Source organism: Methylomonas sp. TEB (genome assembly GCF_047777895.1).
Taxonomy (GTDB): domain Bacteria; phylum Pseudomonadota; class Gammaproteobacteria; order Methylococcales; family Methylomonadaceae; genus Methylomonas.
Genome location: NZ_CP180476.1, coordinates 3,247,333 through 3,264,849 on the forward strand (window position 1 = coordinate 3,247,333; position 17,517 = coordinate 3,264,849).

At 53.8% G+C, this 17,517-nt stretch carries 14 protein-coding genes; 4 read left to right on the top strand and 10 right to left on the bottom strand.

The window, feature by feature from the left end; all coding sequences use genetic code 11:
- Nucleotides 1–67: 67 nt before the first annotated feature.
- The 9 genes from ACMXD4_RS14525 to ilvA all read right to left on the bottom strand — a co-directional run bounded on the left by ACMXD4_RS14525 (nt 68) and on the right by ilvA (nt 11,689).
- Nucleotides 68–1,270 (bottom strand): type II secretion system protein, encoded by a 1,203-nt coding sequence (locus ACMXD4_RS14525; protein ID WP_415878574.1) that lies wholly within the window; start codon nt 1,268–1,270, stop codon nt 68–70.
- Nucleotides 1,267–1,944: a type II secretion system protein gene (locus tag ACMXD4_RS14530; RefSeq protein ID WP_415878575.1), complete on the bottom strand. Its 678-nt coding sequence runs from the start codon at nt 1,942–1,944 to the stop codon at nt 1,267–1,269. Before ACMXD4_RS14530 ends, ACMXD4_RS14525 begins: the two co-directional genes overlap by 4 nt.
- A gap of 132 nt (nt 1,945–2,076) precedes the next feature.
- Nucleotides 2,077–3,819, bottom strand: coding sequence for a Wzy polymerase domain-containing protein (locus tag ACMXD4_RS14535; protein WP_415878576.1), 1,743 nt, complete (start codon nt 3,817–3,819; stop codon nt 2,077–2,079).
- Nucleotides 3,820–4,251: 432 nt separating this feature from the next.
- Nucleotides 4,252–5,640: an IS4 family transposase gene (locus tag ACMXD4_RS14540; RefSeq protein ID WP_415878102.1), complete on the bottom strand. Its 1,389-nt coding sequence runs from the start codon at nt 5,638–5,640 to the stop codon at nt 4,252–4,254.
- A gap of 110 nt (nt 5,641–5,750) precedes the next feature.
- Nucleotides 5,751–6,677 carry a type II secretion system protein gene (locus tag ACMXD4_RS14545; protein ID WP_415878577.1) on the bottom strand — a complete coding sequence of 309 codons (927 nt, stop codon included), beginning with the start codon at nt 6,675–6,677 and terminating at the stop codon, nt 5,751–5,753.
- Between the two features lie 282 nt (nt 6,678–6,959).
- A complete protein-coding gene (locus ACMXD4_RS14550; RefSeq protein ID WP_201799028.1) occupies nt 6,960–7,163 on the bottom strand; it encodes a hypothetical protein in 204 nt (67 codons plus the stop codon).
- Between the two features lie 32 nt (nt 7,164–7,195).
- Nucleotides 7,196–7,675: a tetratricopeptide repeat protein gene (locus ACMXD4_RS14555; protein ID WP_415878578.1), complete on the bottom strand. Its 480-nt coding sequence runs from the start codon at nt 7,673–7,675 to the stop codon at nt 7,196–7,198.
- The gene (locus ACMXD4_RS14560; protein ID WP_415878579.1) at nt 7,672–9,543 is read right to left on the bottom strand and encodes a hypothetical protein; all 1,872 of its coding nucleotides are present in this window, start codon (nt 9,541–9,543) and stop codon (nt 7,672–7,674) included. Before ACMXD4_RS14560 ends, ACMXD4_RS14555 begins: the two co-directional genes overlap by 4 nt.
- A 604-nt stretch (nt 9,544–10,147) precedes the next feature.
- On the bottom strand, nt 10,148–11,689 hold the full coding sequence (ilvA, locus tag ACMXD4_RS14565) for a threonine ammonia-lyase, biosynthetic (protein WP_415880833.1): 1,542 nt from the start codon (nt 11,687–11,689) through the stop codon (nt 10,148–10,150).
- A gap of 187 nt (nt 11,690–11,876) precedes the next feature.
- On the opposite strand from ilvA, the gene rpiA reads away from it, so the two are divergent.
- From rpiA to ACMXD4_RS14585, 4 genes are all read left to right on the top strand, one after another.
- Nucleotides 11,877–12,554, top strand: a complete 678-nt coding sequence (rpiA, locus tag ACMXD4_RS14570) for a ribose-5-phosphate isomerase RpiA (protein WP_171694891.1) — start codon at nt 11,877–11,879, stop codon at nt 12,552–12,554.
- Nucleotides 12,555–12,761: 207 nt separating this feature from the next.
- Complete coding sequence (locus ACMXD4_RS14575; protein ID WP_415878580.1) at nt 12,762–14,435, top strand: formate--tetrahydrofolate ligase; 1,674 nt, start codon at nt 12,762–12,764, stop codon at nt 14,433–14,435.
- A gap of 134 nt (nt 14,436–14,569) precedes the next feature.
- Entirely contained in the window at nt 14,570–16,447 is a 1,878-nt protein-coding gene (locus ACMXD4_RS14580) for a methyl-accepting chemotaxis protein (RefSeq protein ID WP_415878581.1), read from the top strand.
- A 21-nt stretch (nt 16,448–16,468) separates the two neighbouring features.
- Nucleotides 16,469–16,852, top strand: coding sequence for a bacteriohemerythrin (locus tag ACMXD4_RS14585; RefSeq protein WP_415878582.1), 384 nt, complete (start codon nt 16,469–16,471; stop codon nt 16,850–16,852).
- A 110-nt stretch (nt 16,853–16,962) separates the two neighbouring features.
- Here ACMXD4_RS14585 and ACMXD4_RS14590 read toward each other — a convergent pair whose 3' ends face one another.
- The gene (locus ACMXD4_RS14590) at nt 16,963–17,508 is read right to left on the bottom strand and encodes a chemotaxis protein CheW (protein ID WP_171694887.1); all 546 of its coding nucleotides are present in this window, start codon (nt 17,506–17,508) and stop codon (nt 16,963–16,965) included.
- Nucleotides 17,509–17,517 lie beyond the last annotated feature (9 nt).

Sequence of the window (17,517 nt, forward strand, 5' to 3'; positions counted from 1 at the left end):
CTTAGCGTATTGGCAGTGACGGCCCGCACTGAAAGCACATGGCGAGACGGATTCGGACAAAGTGGACTCATGGAATGATCCAATTAAGGGCCAAATTCAGTGTCTGGCGGGGTGAGACGCTGAAACTGCGGATGTTGGCGATGTTTGGCTTCGGGTTGGGATTGGCTCCAGTGGTATCGCAATCGCCGTCGAAAATCACAAAATCGTCTGGGTCAACCGTCCCACCTTGGTAACAAACAATCGCATACCCGCGTTGTCCAATAGGCAAGAGTGGCGGCGTGCTCAACTTAAAGCTCTCGGTTTTTTGACCGCTCGCCGATACTGATAGGCTTGCCAAAACCAAGTAATCAGGGGTTCCTTCGTCCGAATCGACATAGTCGGTCAAATCGGATAAGTAAAGGCGCAACACCAAGTTGACGTCTGATCCTGGCAATTTTGTCCCGCTTTGATCCTCAAACGTCACACTCACTGCCGCCGGTAATTGCACCTGCCAATCGGCGCTGACAATCAACTGCGGCGCGGCCACGTCATCGGTGGCAACAGCTAAATCCATGCCTTCGCTAGCTAAACTGGCGGTCGCTGCGGTTACGCTGTAATCCCAGCCTGAATCCAGCGCATCGCCGGCCGCATTCGCGCCCTCGTTGCCATAGCCGTCTCTAAAACGCAGGCCGCCGCCGGACTCCGGGATAACCTGTAAATAGGGGCCGCGCCAGCCTATGCCGACACCCGTGTTCTGATCCAAATACCATTCGCTAACGATTTCAGTGCCATCGCACGGCGATTTAAAGGTTTTCGGAACGGTGGCCGGAAGCACTTCATCACCGAGCCTCAATAACTCCGCCAAACATAAGGGCAAGCGCCCCATATCCGCCACAAAGCCGCTAAGCTCCGGCGCGCCGTTTACGGTGCGAGTCGGGTCGCCGACGATGGCTTTACGGATCAATTCCATCCGGCGTTTGGTTTCGTCGTATTTGGCCTGGTCTTCCACGCCCTCGGTCAATAGCAAACCGGTGGACGCCACCAGTGCCATCAAAAAAATCACCAACAGCATTTCCAGCAGGGTAAAGCCGCGCTGTGGTCTCAAACTTTTCAAACCCGCAGCAGGTAGGGTGGATAAGCGCAGCGCATCCACCGGGATAGGTTTGCATGCGGTGGATGCGCTGCGCTTATCCACCCTACGCGCTGCGCCCGAAAGCTGGCATCGATTCCCACGGCGGAGCGTGATAGCCTGCGCTTTGGCGTTTTTGGCGATTTCGATCAATAAGTTCATCTCAACAAACACAGCACGGTATCGTCACCACCGCCGGCCAGTTGGCAGGTGCCGGGCGTTGGGTTATTGTCGGTTTTATCCGGACCCAGGCTGACCAGCCGAGCTTTGTCGGCGTCATCCAAATCCAACATGAGGTAATTGGCTTGATAGGCATCGGTGATCACCCACAAATTATCGACACCGGCATAACTCATCAGAGCGCTTTTACGTTGCAAATACGGGCCGTTCCAACCGCGGCGGGTATCGGGATTCCAGCCGTTGCCGGAAGGATCGGCAAACAGCATCCAAAAATTGGCCGGCGATTCGCACCAGGCCAGTTTTGCGGCGTCGGTAGTGCCCGCTTCGGAAGGTAAATTGACTAAATCCGGGTTGATTTTGCCGGCGTTTGCCGGGTCCTCGCAGACATAAACCCCCTGCCCCGGCAAATCGTTGCTCCCGCTATCGCGGCGAAACTGCAACAACGCATTGCGGATTTCCGCGATTTCAAACCGGGTAGCATCTTGGCGGCCTTGATCCTGCACGCCTTCATAAGCCAGCACCGCCGTCCCGGCTACTACTGCCATCAGCGCAATCACCGCCAATAATTCCAGTAGGGTAAAACCGGCTTGCGACCGAATTTTCACGGTTTTGGAACGCACGGCGGCAACATCGCGCCAGGCGACGGACCGCAACATCCCGCTAAGAACAAACAATAAACACCTCATTTACTTGCTTGTGAAAATTAAAAACTTAGCCAGCCCTCATTTTCGATTCGCTGGCATTAAGTTGGCGTCACGCCGGCATCGGCACCCAATCAAACTTCTCAGTTAAAGTTGCTTGGCAGGCGCGCCGCTGCTGGTGACCACTTTTGCACCCAACGTGGAGGCCAGCATCGGCAACATGAAGTTGACCTTGACACTGTCCGCGCCTTTAAGATGGAAAAGATCGACAATAAACTTCGACGCATCATTTGGATAAGCGGCCAAGGCCCGGCTCAGCGTGCTTTTGGATGCTTGCTGATCGCCGTTCAGGGCTTGCATCAGCGCCAGCCGGTACACTAAATTGTTGGCGGGCACAAAACGCACGGCAACATCCGCCAATACGGTCAGTTGCGGCCGCATCGCCAAATCATCGGGTTGGCCGGTAAACGTAAAAATCATCGGCACATAAGGTTCGAGCAGCGGCGCTTGCGTCACCGCTTTTTGACAGACATCCACCAAATGATCGGAACGTTGCTGAGAGGGTTGCGCCACTGTCGCTAACAAAGCCAACTCCATGCGCAGATAGTGGGTTTCATGTACAACCGCCACGGACATGGCAGCAGCAATACAGGTGCCGGCTATAACCGTGCCGGTTTTTTTCCAGGCTATCGGTCGGCTCAACTCATCACCCAAGCTCAATACCATCGCGGCAACCCCTAAAAACGGCGCATACCACAGCGGGTATTCCAACATGCTGTGAATGCCCAAAATGGCCGCCAACAACATCAGCCAAGTTTTAAACGCTTGATGCGTTGTCCCCTCGCCCACGGCCAGCACCGGACGAATCCAGCGGCTGATAGCCAACAGCAGCAGCAATACCGGCAACAAACCCAGTTCGGCCAACAAGTGCAAAATCAAGTTGTGCGCGTGTTCGATATAAGTGGGGAGTGCCGGAATATAGCGGCCAGCTTGAAAATACGCGGTGTCGAATTGCCCAAACCCTTGGCCCAGAAAGGGCTGCTGCAAAAACAAGTGCCAGGCCACTTGCCAGATATGCCAGCGCGGCGACACGCCGCTGGTTGGTTGCAGCATGCGTTCCGCCGAGCTGAGTTGCGCATCGGGTAGCACCCCCAGCGACCACAAACCCTGCAAGGCCAGATAGCCGAAAAGTCCTAAACCAATGGGTTTCAACCAGGCGGAACGGTAGCGCCACGCGATGACAAAAATGGCTAGCCAATACAATAAAACGCTGCGAGACGGCGTCAGGCTCAAGCCCAGCATCAGGCTAAAACCGAAGAACGCAAATACCCATCGAGGTAGCCGACCAAGCGCATGCCAGTACAATAAAGACACACTGCCCAAGGCCAAGAAATCGCCGTAGTTGTTGGCTTGGCCGACGCCGCCCCAGTCGCCGATTTCCCCGGATAGCCGCCCGACTAGCTCACGCCAGGCCACCAGCGCGGCAGCCGTTACCAAACCGCCAGCCAGCCAGCCCCCGACCCGTTCGCCACCAAACTGTTGCCGTAAATAGGCCATCAAAACCATCATCAGCGCAGCCCAAAACAAATAAGCCATCCCCATATAGGCATGCGGTACGACGACTTGCGGCAACAGTTTGCTTTGTAAGGCCAGATAGGCAGCCAGCGTTAAAGGCAACCACAGCGTGCGCGGCAGCTGCAAACGCTCGCTACGCCACAAGCCGGGCAATACCGCCGCACAAGCCAGCAAGCCGCCAGCGACCGCCAGCCATTCCAGATGAAAGGTGGTTACCGGCTGCAAATGCCAGGGCGCCAGCCAAGGTAAAATCGGCAACAAGCCCAATAGCAACAGGCTGAGCGGTGGAAATTTGGAGAAGCGGAGCGATTTCATCGTTTGTTGTCAGTTTTTGGTTGTGTTGCGCTTTTCAAAACATGAGCGGCTGTTGTGCTCTTAGGTATAAGCATTCGCCCTTCGACCTTGCTCAGCACCCTAAGGGGCATTAAGGCAAACGGGACGGGCCGGAAAATAAGCCGCCATTCCGCCAGGGATGCACTTCGAGCGCTTACGACTTGCGAAATCCAGGTTGCCGTGCGGTAAAACGCCGCCTTCCGAGTCCTCCGGACTCGGGCAATCTCTGCCGAGGTGGTGTTTAATAGTTGGCTGTGACGCTTACACCCGGCAATGCCTAAAGGCTGCCATTTGCACTGCCAACCTGATCCAAATGCGACCGTCCGAAATGGCGATAGGCCCGGTACCTGCTAGCTCTAAACTCTGCAAAAAAGCCCAGAGCTAGCAGGGATTCCCACGGCGGGCCGCTCATCGTTATACACATCTCATTGCGAGATCCTGTTGAGCATTGAGGGCGATGACAAAATCGCGCAAGCGCTGTAAGCCGATCCACATGGCCTTGGCACCCGGTGGACCATCGTGTTTGCGGGCAAAATAACCGCCTAAGCTTGCAATCAGTCGGATTACCTCACCGAGGCGCGGTGGCGTGAGCGGTGGTGGACAGCGCTTGACGACGATATAAGCCGCTCGCCACTCCTGCGGATCGAAAATAATCTCGCAATCCATGTCCGGCGCTGCGCGCGCGAGCATCAGGCTGAATAACACCCGCCAGGCAATAACCATATAGAGCGCCAAACAAGGTAGTAGCCGTTCTTCCGATTCCAGATGTAGCCGCTTGATCTGGCAACCGCTCTTCAATACATGGAAGTACACTTCGATACACCAGCGCACGCCATACCACGCCACCACCGTAGTCGCTTGCTCGAAACTCGCCACAGGCAAACTGGTCAGCAGGAGCCATTCCAAGGGTTCCTTGCCGGCTGGCGGCGTCTCTTCGCGCGCCAGCACCGCGTTGATGCTCAATGCCGGCAGTCGATACCCAATACGCGTTGGCGGCTTGAGGGGCACCGTGGCGGCGCGTACCGTGATATGCGCCAGTCGCGCTGCACGGTTCGGCCGCGACTTGACATTAACCTCGGTATAACCCATGACCGGCGCTTGATCCAGGGCCGACCATAGCCATTTCGCCGCATTTTCCGGCTCGACCAGAAGGTCTCGGTTCTGCGTCGCCCGAACAATCCATTCAGCGCGAGCAGTCGGCGCATAGTCTTGGTATTCGACAAACCATTCGTAAATGTCGCCCTCGCGGTCGGCGAGATTGACCAATAAACTGTCCGGCATTTGCGCCTGTAAGGCACAGCTATCCTGATAGCTTTCGAGCCAGTGCCGACTTTCTTTTTCGTCCACGCCTTTGTGCCGCCGCGCTTGTCGCGGGCTGGCGCCGTCACGCGCCCAATACGCTGCCTTGACGACACCCAAGCAAATCCGCGACGGCGTAAAGGCGATGGTCGGATGTAGTCGGCGCGCATGTTTCGCCATCTCTTTCAAAGTACCGAGACCTTTTGGCCCCAAACAAATGTTTTCGTCGTACTCCGTCGTGTCCTGCGCCAGCAATACGACCGGGCTGCTCTTCATCCGTTCGACCGTGGCATCTCGATGCGGCGCCAGTATCTTTTTGAAAGTCGCCTTATCATTGTCGAAAAACCGGTAAGCGCCCATCGTCTCCTTCCAGCCGCCACAGGCCGCCGGGATGCTGAGCTGGGGATGTTCGCCTAATCGCTCCAGTAACAGTGCCAATCGTTTATTCAGGCGCCGATCTTCCAAATCAGCGGTTTGTACTTCTTCTTCGGCCCAATTGCTCATCGCTGTTCTCCATCATCTATATGCCTCATGCCTCCTGGTAGTTTAGTCGTTGGGAGACTTGTGTATAACGATGAGCGGCGGGCCGTGGGAACCGGCGTACCTAGCTAAACTTAGTTAGGATTTTGAGCGGCGATGTTTTCGTCGATCATACGGCCTTCGGTGTCAACCACCGCCAGCAGACGGGGTTTGGTGAACAACTCACCAGCAACGATGTTGTTATCCTCGGCCCCCCCATTCGCGCCATCTTGACCGACGTGGAACAAGGCGATGTAACGAGCATAAGTGGTTGCAGGATTGATGTTTTGGCTCACGAAAGTCGGCGCGGTCGAAATAGCCACAGAAGAATTGCTGGTGCTATGTGCGGCATCGTGACCAAAGCCCAGAGCAATTACCAAGTTGCATTGGTCGCTTTCCAGTGAGTCGTTGATGACGTTTTGACGATCACCGTCCGTAGCCGCCATAGCGGTACCGTCTAGCTTAGCGCCCAGTGCAACTGTGTTGACTTGGCAAGCCGCAGTACCAAAGGTTGGCAGGATGGCGACGTTAGCTACGGCGGCCCAGTCGTTCTCTGCGGCGTCACCGTTATTGTTGGTGGCGCCTTCATTGTGTTGCAAGTTAGGTTCTACACCAGTCGTCGGTGTTGCAGTGGTGCGTTCCTGTATTTCCGTAATACCGACTGCCGCCATCGCGGTGTTTAAAGCTTGACCAAACGGTGTGGCCGAAGTTGGTACCGCCCAGTTGGCAAAGCGCTGAGCAGTCCTTTCAGACAAGAAGCCAGGGCTGACACCACCAGTGGTTACCAAGTTATCCCATTGATCAGGGAAACGTTGAGTCACCGCGCGGTAGTTACGAATCGCGCCGTCAGCGGTAGAAGTGCTATTAGAAGCGGCAGTCGCTTGCGCGCTGTCGCCGATACCGTCATACGCCACCAACGCCGCAGTCGCCAACGTAGCGATCAGCGTGATAACGACCAGCAGTTCCAGTAAGGTGAAACCCGCTTGTCTGTGTTGCAGTCTTTTCAGTTGTTTGCCTTTCATACTGTTTTCTCAAATCTAAATGCCGCAACTGCCTCACGCAGCCTGTTGGTCATCTTATTTTTTGGTTTTTTGATGTGACCCCATCACACTCGTTTTGTTATGCGCGTCCGTGCGCTGATTAGTCCTGAATTCTCTATATTCCTCGCGCCCACTGGGCAGAAGATGGGGGATTATTTAGACAATCTCCCCTGGCCCCTCTTTGCCAAAGAGGGGAATTAATAAGGCTAAAGCGGCCTTATTCCAATCTCCCGCCTTCCACACGGACCGTACCTACAGGAAGCATTAGGCTTGGCCCGGTAAGCTGCTATCCACCACAAAGCGGTATTGTTTGCCGCAGTGCAGAATCACTTCTTTTTGCTGACGCTTGAGGATTTTGACCTCGACGCGGATTTCGCCGAAGCCGTCATGCTGCAATACTTCATCAAGCAATTCCATCAGCTTGCTTTTGACGGGTTGGGCTTGCATGTGCTTATGGTTTCTCATCATTTCTATTTCTCCCTCATTCAATTCAAGCGTGTTCATTGCGCCGGCAAGGCCAGTTTGTAACCGCTATGGCGGGCCTGATTCAGCCAGTAATCGGCTTTTTCCTGTTGTTCCAGATTGGGGCTGGTGGCGTGCACCCGGTACAGCATGTATTGCGCGTGCGCATGGCCCTGGCGGGCGGCGGATTCAAACCAACGGGCCGCCAACGTCATGTCCTGCGGGCCGCCCAATCCCAGGTAATACAGTTCGCCCAGCAGGGCCTGGCTGTTGGCGTCGCCAGTACCGGCGGCGCGATGGCACCAATCGAAGGCCTGGGCAAAATTGATCTTGCGCAATTTGTCACCGTAGCGGTAGGCGTAGCAGTTTTCGGTGGCGATGTCGGCCGGGGTATCCAGGCCCATGTGGTTGGGCTGGCAAGCGGCGCAGGCCAACAGGAACAGGCTCAGCAAACTCCGGACATAGAATTGCTTCGGTAACGGGAATCCGCGCCGAGCTTTTAAATGGTTGCGGCTCATTGATCCGACTCCCGCAGCCGCGGCGGCGCACAAAACTCGCCGCACACCGGTTCGTCGGGATTTTCCGGTTTGGGCACCGGCTTGGCTTGCATGGCGGTATCCGGCGCGTAGCGGTGGTATTTGTCTGTGGGATCGTATTCTTGGTGGGCGTCGTTGCCTTGGTTCAGCACATAGGGCGTAATCAGCAGCACCATTTCCGATTTGCTGTCGGCGTCGGTAGTTTGTCTAAAAATGTTACCGAGCAGCGGTATGTCAGCAAGGTAGGGTACCTTACGTCTTTCGCGAGAAAATCTGTCGCGAATCAAACCACCCACCGCGACGGTATAGCCGTGCCGGGCGAAGATTTCGCCTTCCATGCGGGCCGTAGTAACGGTATCCACCGGTAATTCAACCACGACTCCACCCGTGCTATTTGTTACCGGAATGGATGCGGCTCTCTCGTTTAGTGTTGAGTTTTCCTGCCTGAGCTGGATGTGGATAGTACCGTCGGCATTGATGTGCGGGGTGACTTCCAGAGTGGTGCCAATTTCCTTTAACTCGGTTTCCGGGGTGGAAATGGTGCGGGTGGTATTCAGGTTATCGATATTATCGATGGAATAGCCGCGCACCATAATGCGTTCCTCGCCTATGAACAGGTTAGCCGGGCGATGATTGGATGCAACCAGCATGGGGTTGGAAACCACGTTGACGCGGTTGTTCTTCTCCAAAAATTCGATATTGGCTTTAACCTTATCACTAAGAAATTCGTAAACAAAGCTGCCGCCGCCGGTCATGGCTGCCGCGCCGCCCATAATCAAGGGATTGAGGCTATCGCCTTGAATCTTGGTATTTTTGATTTCGAAGTTGAACAAGGAGCTAAAGTCTTCGCCAACCTTGACGTCGATAATCTTCATTTCCAGCATTACTTGATTTTGCGGTTTGTCGAGTTGCTCAACCAGGCTGGAAATGGATTTAAGAATGGCATTGTCGCTGGTCTTGACGATCAGCTGGTTGTGTTCTGCGTTGATGGTGACGTATATCACCTTGTTGATGCCGGACACCTCGGACAGTTCGCCGGGATCGACACGTTTGCCGTCGGCACCGAGTTCCGCGAGTTGTTCGACGCTTAAATCCTTGGGTACTTCTTCGCGGAAACCTTGCTGTAAATTACCGTACCGACCACCGGCCGCGCCTTGATTGCCCATGCCGCCGGAAAAACGGTTGTTACGGCCGCCATACATATTGCCGGCGCTGCCACTGCCAAAGCCGCCTTGAAAACCTCCGAATCCGCCGCCCATGCCGCCACCAAAACCACCCATACCGCCACCGAAGCCGGTATTGCCCATACCGCGGTTATTGCCGAAACCGCCGCCACGGTTGTTGCCGCCGCGTCCGTTCATACCGCCCATGCCGCTCAACATCATCGCGTTGCCGTAGGATACCCGCACCCGATTGCCGTAAAGACTTTCGATAGCCATAGCCACCGCCATGACATTGGGATTGCGCAATTGAAACACGCGCACATTGTCGTCTTGGCCCATTACCAGATCTTTGCTGTATTCTTCCTTGGTCATCAGTCTGAAGGTGCCGGCATCGCCGTTATCCTGGCGGTACCAAAGATCGCTGATGCGGCAAATCGTGCGAATGGCATCTTCCAAGCTGACTTTTTTTAAAAAAATCGTCACATTCTTTTTGCCGGCTTCCGGGGTCGCAACGATGTTGACGTTGGCATCTTCGGACAGGACGCGGATGATGTCGGAGACCTGGGAGTTTTTGAACTCCAGCTCCTGAATTTCGAAAGACTTAGCGGCAGCAAGCACGGTAAAGCCTGCCGACAGCAGCATGAGCATGCATAACACCCTGATGTGCTTTGGTTTGACGATTTTCAATTACACCCTCAGTAACTTGATAATTCATGTTTTGCACTTATCGAAAACTTTGGCGCACCCGGACGCTTTAGTCCCAAGCCGCTTGTCGTTTGCGTATCAGCAGGCTGTTTAAAATTTGAATATAAAGATGCTTCCGCCACGTTGGAAAAACCGTTGATCAAGCTGTCCTTAGCCGAGCCCAAACCGCATGGATAAGTCGAAGCGTGCCCTCCATGGCTCCGGCTACCCGCACTTGTGCCCTGTGGGTATCCTGGCGGGAACGACGGTTTTTTGGGTCTGACAGAAGCATCTTTATATTCAAATCGCCATAGCACAAAATGGCGCGCATTGTATGTTGGCGAATTCCCAGTTGTCGTTAGGAGGAAATCCCGAAATGTTTGCCAATAATTCCGGGCGTTAAGGATTTTGGCGGAATAATGTCCCGAAGCGCTTAAGGACATTAAGCACCTGGCTTTTTTGGTTTAAGGATTTAGTGGGAAATAAGGGCCGGCAATTCTGAGTGCACTGAATTGCGAAGTTACTCTCCCCTCTTTGAAAAAGAGGGGCTGGGGGAGATTTTTTAAATAGATCCTAAGATTGGGAGGCTAAACGGGAACGAAAAATGTTAGCTGCCGGCGTCGGCAGATTCGCTACCACCCACGAACAGTCGATAGGCTGGATTACCGGTCTCGTCCCTATACGCCAGGCCCAAAGCCGACAAACATTGTTCAAAACGCCCACGCTGCTCGCCGTCGATTTGCAAGCCTATCAACACTTTACCGAACGCCGCACCGTGATTGCGGTAATGAAACAGGCTGATATTCCACTGACTGCCCAGCGACAGCAGAAATTTCAGCAGCGCGCCGGGACGCTCCGGAAACTGGATGCTGTAGACACTCTCCTTTAACTCGAACGGCGCGTGACCGCCGACCATGTAACGGATGTGGTCTTTGGCCAGTTCGTTGCCGGTCATATCGGTAACCGGAAATCCGTCTGCGACCAACTGCTCGATCAGATGCTGGCGGTCGTTTTCCGCGCCGCTGCTGCTGATCCCTACAAACACTTGGGCCATGCGCGCGTCGAAATAGCGGTAATTGAACTCGGTGATGCTGCGCTTGCCGATGACTTTGCAAAATCTTAAAAAGCTGCCCGGCACTTCCGGTATTTCGACGGCCAGCAGAATTTCTCTATGCTCGCCTACCAGCGTGCGCTCGGCGACATAGCGCAAGCGGTCGAAATTGATATTGGCGCCGCTGTCGATGGCGACGAGCGTGTGTTGCTGTAGCTGCTGTAGTTCGACGTATTTTTTCAAACCCGCCACCGCCAAAGCGCCGGCCGGCTCGGCGACCGAGCGGGTATCGTCGAAAATGTCTTTGATGGCCGCGCAGATCTCGTCCGTGCCGACAGTGACGACCTGATCGACATACTGCCTGGCAATGCGAAACGGTTCTTCACCAATTTGCTTCACCGCCACACCGTCGGCGAACAAACCGACTTGTTCCAATATTACGCGCTGGCCGGCTTTTAAAGCTTGATTTAAACAATCGGCGTCGTCGGGTTCCACTGCGATGACTTTGATGTCCGGGCGCACGAATTTGACGTAGGCGGCGATGCCGGCCACCAGACCACCTCCGCCAACCGGGACGAATATCGCGTGAATATCGCCGTTGTGCTGCCGCAGAATTTCCATGCCAACAGTGCCCTGCCCGGCTATCACTTCCGGATCGTCGTAAGGATGGATGAAAGTCATGCCTTTCTCGGCGACCAATTCCATCGCATGGGCATAAGCATCGTCGTAGGAGTCGCCGTGCAGCACGATTTTCGCGCCGCGCGCCTTGACCGATTTGATCTTGATTTCCGGGGTGGTTTTCGGCATCACGATCAGGGCTTTAATTCCCAGTTTTTTTGCCGCCAATGCCACGCCTTGGGCATGATTGCCGGCGGAAGCGGCGATGACGCCGTGAGCGGTTTGTTCCGGTGTCAGGGAGGCGATTTTGTTATAGGCGCCGCGCAATTTAAACGAAAATACCGGCTGTAAATCTTCGCGTTTCAGATAAACCTTGTTGTTGATTTTCTCCGACAGCGTAGCGGCAAAATCTAATGGGGTTTCTTCGGCAACGTCGTAGACTTTTGCCCGCAATATCTTTTCTATGTATTTTTGCATTATTGTCCTCGGCAACTGCTGACGCAATTGTCGTCCAAGCTTGGGTTCTCGGGCTGTGGAGGCGAAGATGCCTGGAGCCGGTTAGGCGTAAAAACTGCTGAGAGATCAGCCTTAATCGGTTATTATCCCACACAATGACGGGTTAAACGCCGTGTCAGATTTATAAGAGCAATCCATCAGGACCATCACCATGACCCAAGACGAATTAAAAAAACAAGTCGCCCAGGCTGCCCTGCAATATTTGAAAAACGTGCCGATTATCGGCATGGGAACCGGCTCGACCGTCACGCATTTGATCAACCTGCTGGCTGACTGCGATTTCAAAAGAGACATCGAAGGCGCTGTATCCAGCTCGGCGAAAACCACCGAACATTTGCAATCCATCGGCATTCGCGTCATCGAACTGAATCAATCCGGCGATCTGGACATTTACGTAGACGGCGCGGATGAAGTCACGCCGCATAAAAAAATGTTGAAAGGCGGCGGCGGCGCGTTGACCCGCGAGAAAATCATCGCCGGCGCCAGCAAAAAATTTGTCTGCATCGTCGACGAAAGCAAATGCGTGGACGTGATGGGCAAGTTTCCGTTACCCGTAGAAGTATTACCCTTGTCGCGCAGCTTCGTGGCTCGCCAATTGGCTAAATTGGGCGGCCAACCTGAATTGCGCATGAACAAAGATACCGGCGCCAGCTACATCACCGACAACGGTTGCGAGATTCTGGACGTGCATAATTTGAGCATCCTGGACCCTATCGAGTTGGAAAAAACCATCAACAATATCCCCGGCGTGATCACCAACGGTCTGTTTGCGATCCGCGACGCGGATGTGGTGTTGGTCGGTAAAGGCAGCGAAGTCATTACTTACTAAACCACGTTACCCGCTATTGCGATAGGTTGTCCGACGCGACGACCTCAGTCGCCGAAAAGCCGGCAGCGCCTTACCCATAAAAGCCTTGCCGGCTTTTCCCCATTAAATTTCTGGCTGCCCCAGCCTCAGAACTCTACAATATCCGCCCATCGCAGCCGCCGGCTGCTCTGCTTTTGCAACATTTCTCAGAGTATTTTAGGAACTACCATGTCTGACATTGAAATTGCCCAACAGGCAAGCATGCGCCCAATTATTGATTTGGCCGGCGAAAAATTCGGCATCCCAGCCGAACATCTGGACCCTTACGGTCATTACAAAGCCAAGATTTCCCTGGAATATGTCAACAGCCTGACCGATAAAACCGACGGCAAGCTGATTTTAGTCACCGCCATCAGCCCCACCCCGGCCGGCGAAGGTAAAACCACCACCACGGTAGGCTTGGGCGATGCCTTGAATCGCTTGGGTAAGAAAACCATTATTTGCCTACGCGAACCATCGCTTGGCCCCTGTTTCGGTGTAAAAGGCGGCGCGGCGGGCGGCGGTTACGCGCAGGTGGTGCCGATGGAAGACATCAATCTGCATTTTACCGGCGACTTTCACGCGATTGGCGTGGCGCACAATTTGTTGTCGGCGTTGATCGATAACCATATTAACCACGGTAACAAACTGGACATCGACCCGCGCCGCATCCAATGGAAGCGAGTGATCGATATGAACGACCGGGCGTTGCGCAAAATCACCATCGGCCAGGGCGGCCCGGCCAACGGCTATTTGCGCGAAGACGGTTTCGACATCGTCGTGGCCTCGGAAGTGATGGCGATACTGTGCCTGGCGACCAGCCGCGCCGATTTGAAAGAGCGCTTGGGCCGCATCGTCATCGGCTACAAATCCGACAAAGTCACGCCGGTTTACGCCAGCGACCTGAAAGCCCACGGCGCGATGGCCGCCATCTTAAAAGACGCCATCAAACCGAATCTGGTGCAAACCCTGGAAAACAATCTGGCGATTATCCATGGCGGTCCGTTTGCGAATATCGCCCACGGCTGCAACACCGTCACCGCCACCAAAACCGCATTGAAACTGGCCGATTATGCCGTGACGGAAGCCGGTTTTGGTGCCGACTTGGGCGCGGAAAAGTTTCTGGACATCAAATGCCGCATGTCCGGCTTAAAGCCCTCGGCGGTAGTATTGGTCGCCACGGTACGCGCTTTGAAATTCCATGGCGGCGTGGCTAAAGACGATTTGAACCAGGAAAATCTGGCAGCGCTGGAACAAGGTTTTGCCAATCTGGAGCGCCATCTACATAACATCGCGCAACATTACGGCCTGCCTTGCGTGGTCAGCATCAATCACTTTACTTTCGACACCGATGCCGAAATTGCCTTGCTACAGCAGAAATGCGAAGCGTTGGGCGTGAAATGCGTAGTCGCCAAACACTGGGCGCACGGTGGAGCCGGTGCGGAACAATTGGCTCAAGAAATACTGAACATCGTCGATCATCGCGAACCCGGTTTTAGTTATGTTTACGACAGCGAACTGCCGCTGTGGAATAAGATCGAAGCCATCGCCACCAAGCTGTACGGCGCGGCAAACATCAGCGCCAGCCCGAAAATTCGCGCCGAGTTGAAGGCGCTGCAAGCCAACTACGGTCATTTCCCGGTCTGCATGGCGAAAACCCAAATGTCGTTTTCCACCAACCCCAATGCCAAGGGCGCGCCGTCCGACCATACAGTGGAAATCAATGAAGTACGCTTGGCTAACGGCGCCGGCTTCATCGTGGCGATTGCCGGTGACATGATGACGATGCCCGGCTTACCGAAAGTACCTGCCGCCGAGCGTATCGATATTAGCGACGACGGCGTGATCAGCGGTTTGTTCTAAATATCGCCAGGCAAATTGGGTCGATTGTTCGAATTTTTTGCAATGCAATCGGCCCGTTTCCTTCAACCTTACACGTAGCAGGTATAAGCACCCTGGACTATGCTTGAGCATATGAATAGTCGCCGGGAGTGGACATGCTTGACCTGAAAACCGTTAAATTCAACCACAAAATAGCGGCCCTATCGCTGATACCCTTAGCAGGCTTACTGCTAATGGCCTCCTTCGTGGTCTACACCCATATTGTGGAGATGCAGTCAGCGGCAAAGATTATCTCCTTAGCTAACTTTTCCGTGTACGCCAGCGATCTGGTGCATGAATTACAAAAAGAACGCGGCTTGTCGGTCGGGCATTTGGGTAGTGGCGGCCAGAAATTTAAACAAGAACTGGAGCAACAACGCTTAGCCACGGACGAAAAACTGAAACAACTGAATGCTTTTCTCAAAGCATTCGACACCAAAGCCGCCGCCACCAATCTGGCGGCTGGTTTGGCGGCGGCAGACCGGCAAATCGACCAACTCGACGAGACTCGCCAGTCGGTCACCGCTTTAAGCGCCAGCGGCGAAGTTACCATCAATTACTATTCCAATCTAAATGCCGCCTATCTGGCGATCATCGCCCAATTGCCGCAATTGAGCACCAATGTAGAAATCAATCACAAGCTGGATGCCTATGCCAATTTTCTGAAAGGCAAGGAGCAAGCGGGCGTGGAGCGGGCCGTGTTGGCGAACACTTTTGCCAAGGACGCTTTTGGCCCCGGCATGTATGAGAAACTGGTGACCCTGATCGCTTTTCAGAATACTTATCTGGATATTTTCGCCTCTGTCGCCCCCCAGCAGTACCTGGATTTTTTACAACACACGTTGCGCGGCCAGTTTATTGACGAAACGGCGGCGATGCGCACCAAAGCTCTTAGCAATGCCGATAAAGGCGGTTTTGGGGTGGACCCAGCGCACTGGTTTACGATGCAAACCGGCAAGATCAATCTTTTGAAAGAAGTGGAAAACTATATCGCCAAGGACACCATAGACTCGTCCAAGGCGATTGAAAACAGCGCCAGTCGCCGTTTGTTGTTCAACGGCGTGTTTATTATTATGGTCGCGGGGTTGTCTTTTTCGCTATTTTGGATACTGCGTAAGGACATAGCCGCTCAGTTGGGCGGAGAACCGTGGCAGGTCAATAATCTGGCGGTCAATATCGCTGCCGGGAAACTGGAACGGCGCGGCATGCCGCAAGCTGAGCAACATGTCGGCATTTTTGCCGCAATGCTGACCATGCAAAAACGTCTGGCCGATGTGATTGGCACTATCGGCAGTTGTTCGGCGCAAATCGCTCAAGCCTCTACCGAAGTCAATAATGCGGCGCAAACCCTCAGTCAAAGCAGTTGCGAACAAGCGGCCAGTATTGAACAAACCAGCGCCGCACTGGAACAATTGACCGGGTCGGTCGAACACAACCATGAGAATGCGCAGACTACGGAACAAATTGCCCTTACCGCCGCCCAATCGGCGCAAAGCGGTGAACAAGCGATCAGAGACACCGTGGAAGCGATGAACAAAATCGCCGAGAAAATCGGCTTAATCGAAGCGATTGCCTACCAAACCAATTTGCTGTCATTAAACGCTTCGATAGTCGCCGCCAAAGCGGGCGAACACGGCGCCGGCTTCTCGGTCGTAGCAACCGAGGTGCGGAAGTTGGCAACCCGCAGCCAGGATACCGCCAACGAAATCGGCGAACTCGCCAATACCGGCCTGGACATCGCTGAAAACGCCGGCCGTATCTTTAGCCAAATGCTGCCCAGCATTCAAAAAACCGCTACGCTCGTACAGGAAATAGCCATCGCATCCGACGAACAGGCTGCCGGCGTCCGGCAAATCAGTCAAGCGGTAGGACAATTGGATACGGCCATTCAGCATAACGCGGCAGCTTCGGAGCAATTGGCCGCCACTGCTGAAGAATTAAACGATCAAAGCCAAACGCTCATGCGAGAAGTTGGCTTTTTTAAGATGCAATAACAAAAAGATGACGGAAATAACATGAACGAATTCGTTTGGGAAAATCAATATTTGCTCGGAAACGAAGCCGTTGACCAACAGCACAGAGAGATTTTCGATCTGGCAAACCAATTGGTGAGCTCGAAAGATACGCAAGCGCTAGCCGAAAATATTATGTTGCTTTATCAACACGTTAGAGAGCACTTTCAAGCTGAAGAAGCCTTTATGAAACAGCACGACTATCCAGAATATCAACATCATGTGCAGACGCATAATGTGATGCTGGAGAAACTGATCACTTTTAGTCAGGGAATCCATCAGCAAAAACGACAGGAAATAGACGTGTCCGGCTTCATGCGCGACTGGATTACTCATATGGCAGAGGAAGATGCTGCCATTAATACTTATTTAAAAACCCAGAAATAGCGGAAGAACACCTAACAGGATAGCAACGAGTGCTGCTACCTAGCCGTGAAGAAGGCAAGCTGCTGGGAGAATGCCGGAAAATTCTTCCAGCATAGCTCCCAGATCAAAACCTAGTCCGCATTTGCGAGCAGATGGTCTTGAGATTGCGCCAAGTCGTTTAGTAACGATAGCTCGTCCAACGACAGTACCCGGCTAATCGCCAAAAGTATAATAAATACGTCGTCGACACGGGCCATGGCTTGAATAAAATCGGTACGAATATCGGTGCCGAAATCCGGTGCCGGCTGGATATTGGCGGGCGGAATTTCCAAAATCTCCCGGACTTCGTCCACCAGCATGCCGATCAGTTGCGAACCCTCGCCCGTTTCAACCGCCACCAACACAATGCAACTGCGCTTGCTGACTTCCGAGCAATGCCGGCTTAATCGTGCCGATAAATCGATTACCGGCACCACGCTGCCGCGCAAATTGATCACGCCGTGAATATAGTCCGGCGTCAACGGCACCCGGGTCACGTTGGCAATTTCGATAATTTCCTTCACATCCAGAATGCTGACGGCAAAACTTTCTGTCCCCACTAAAAAAGTCAGGTATTGGCCTACCTGCTCCTGAACCGCCACAGCGTGGCCGGTTTCTCTCCGAATCAGATTACTCATGGTCTGCTC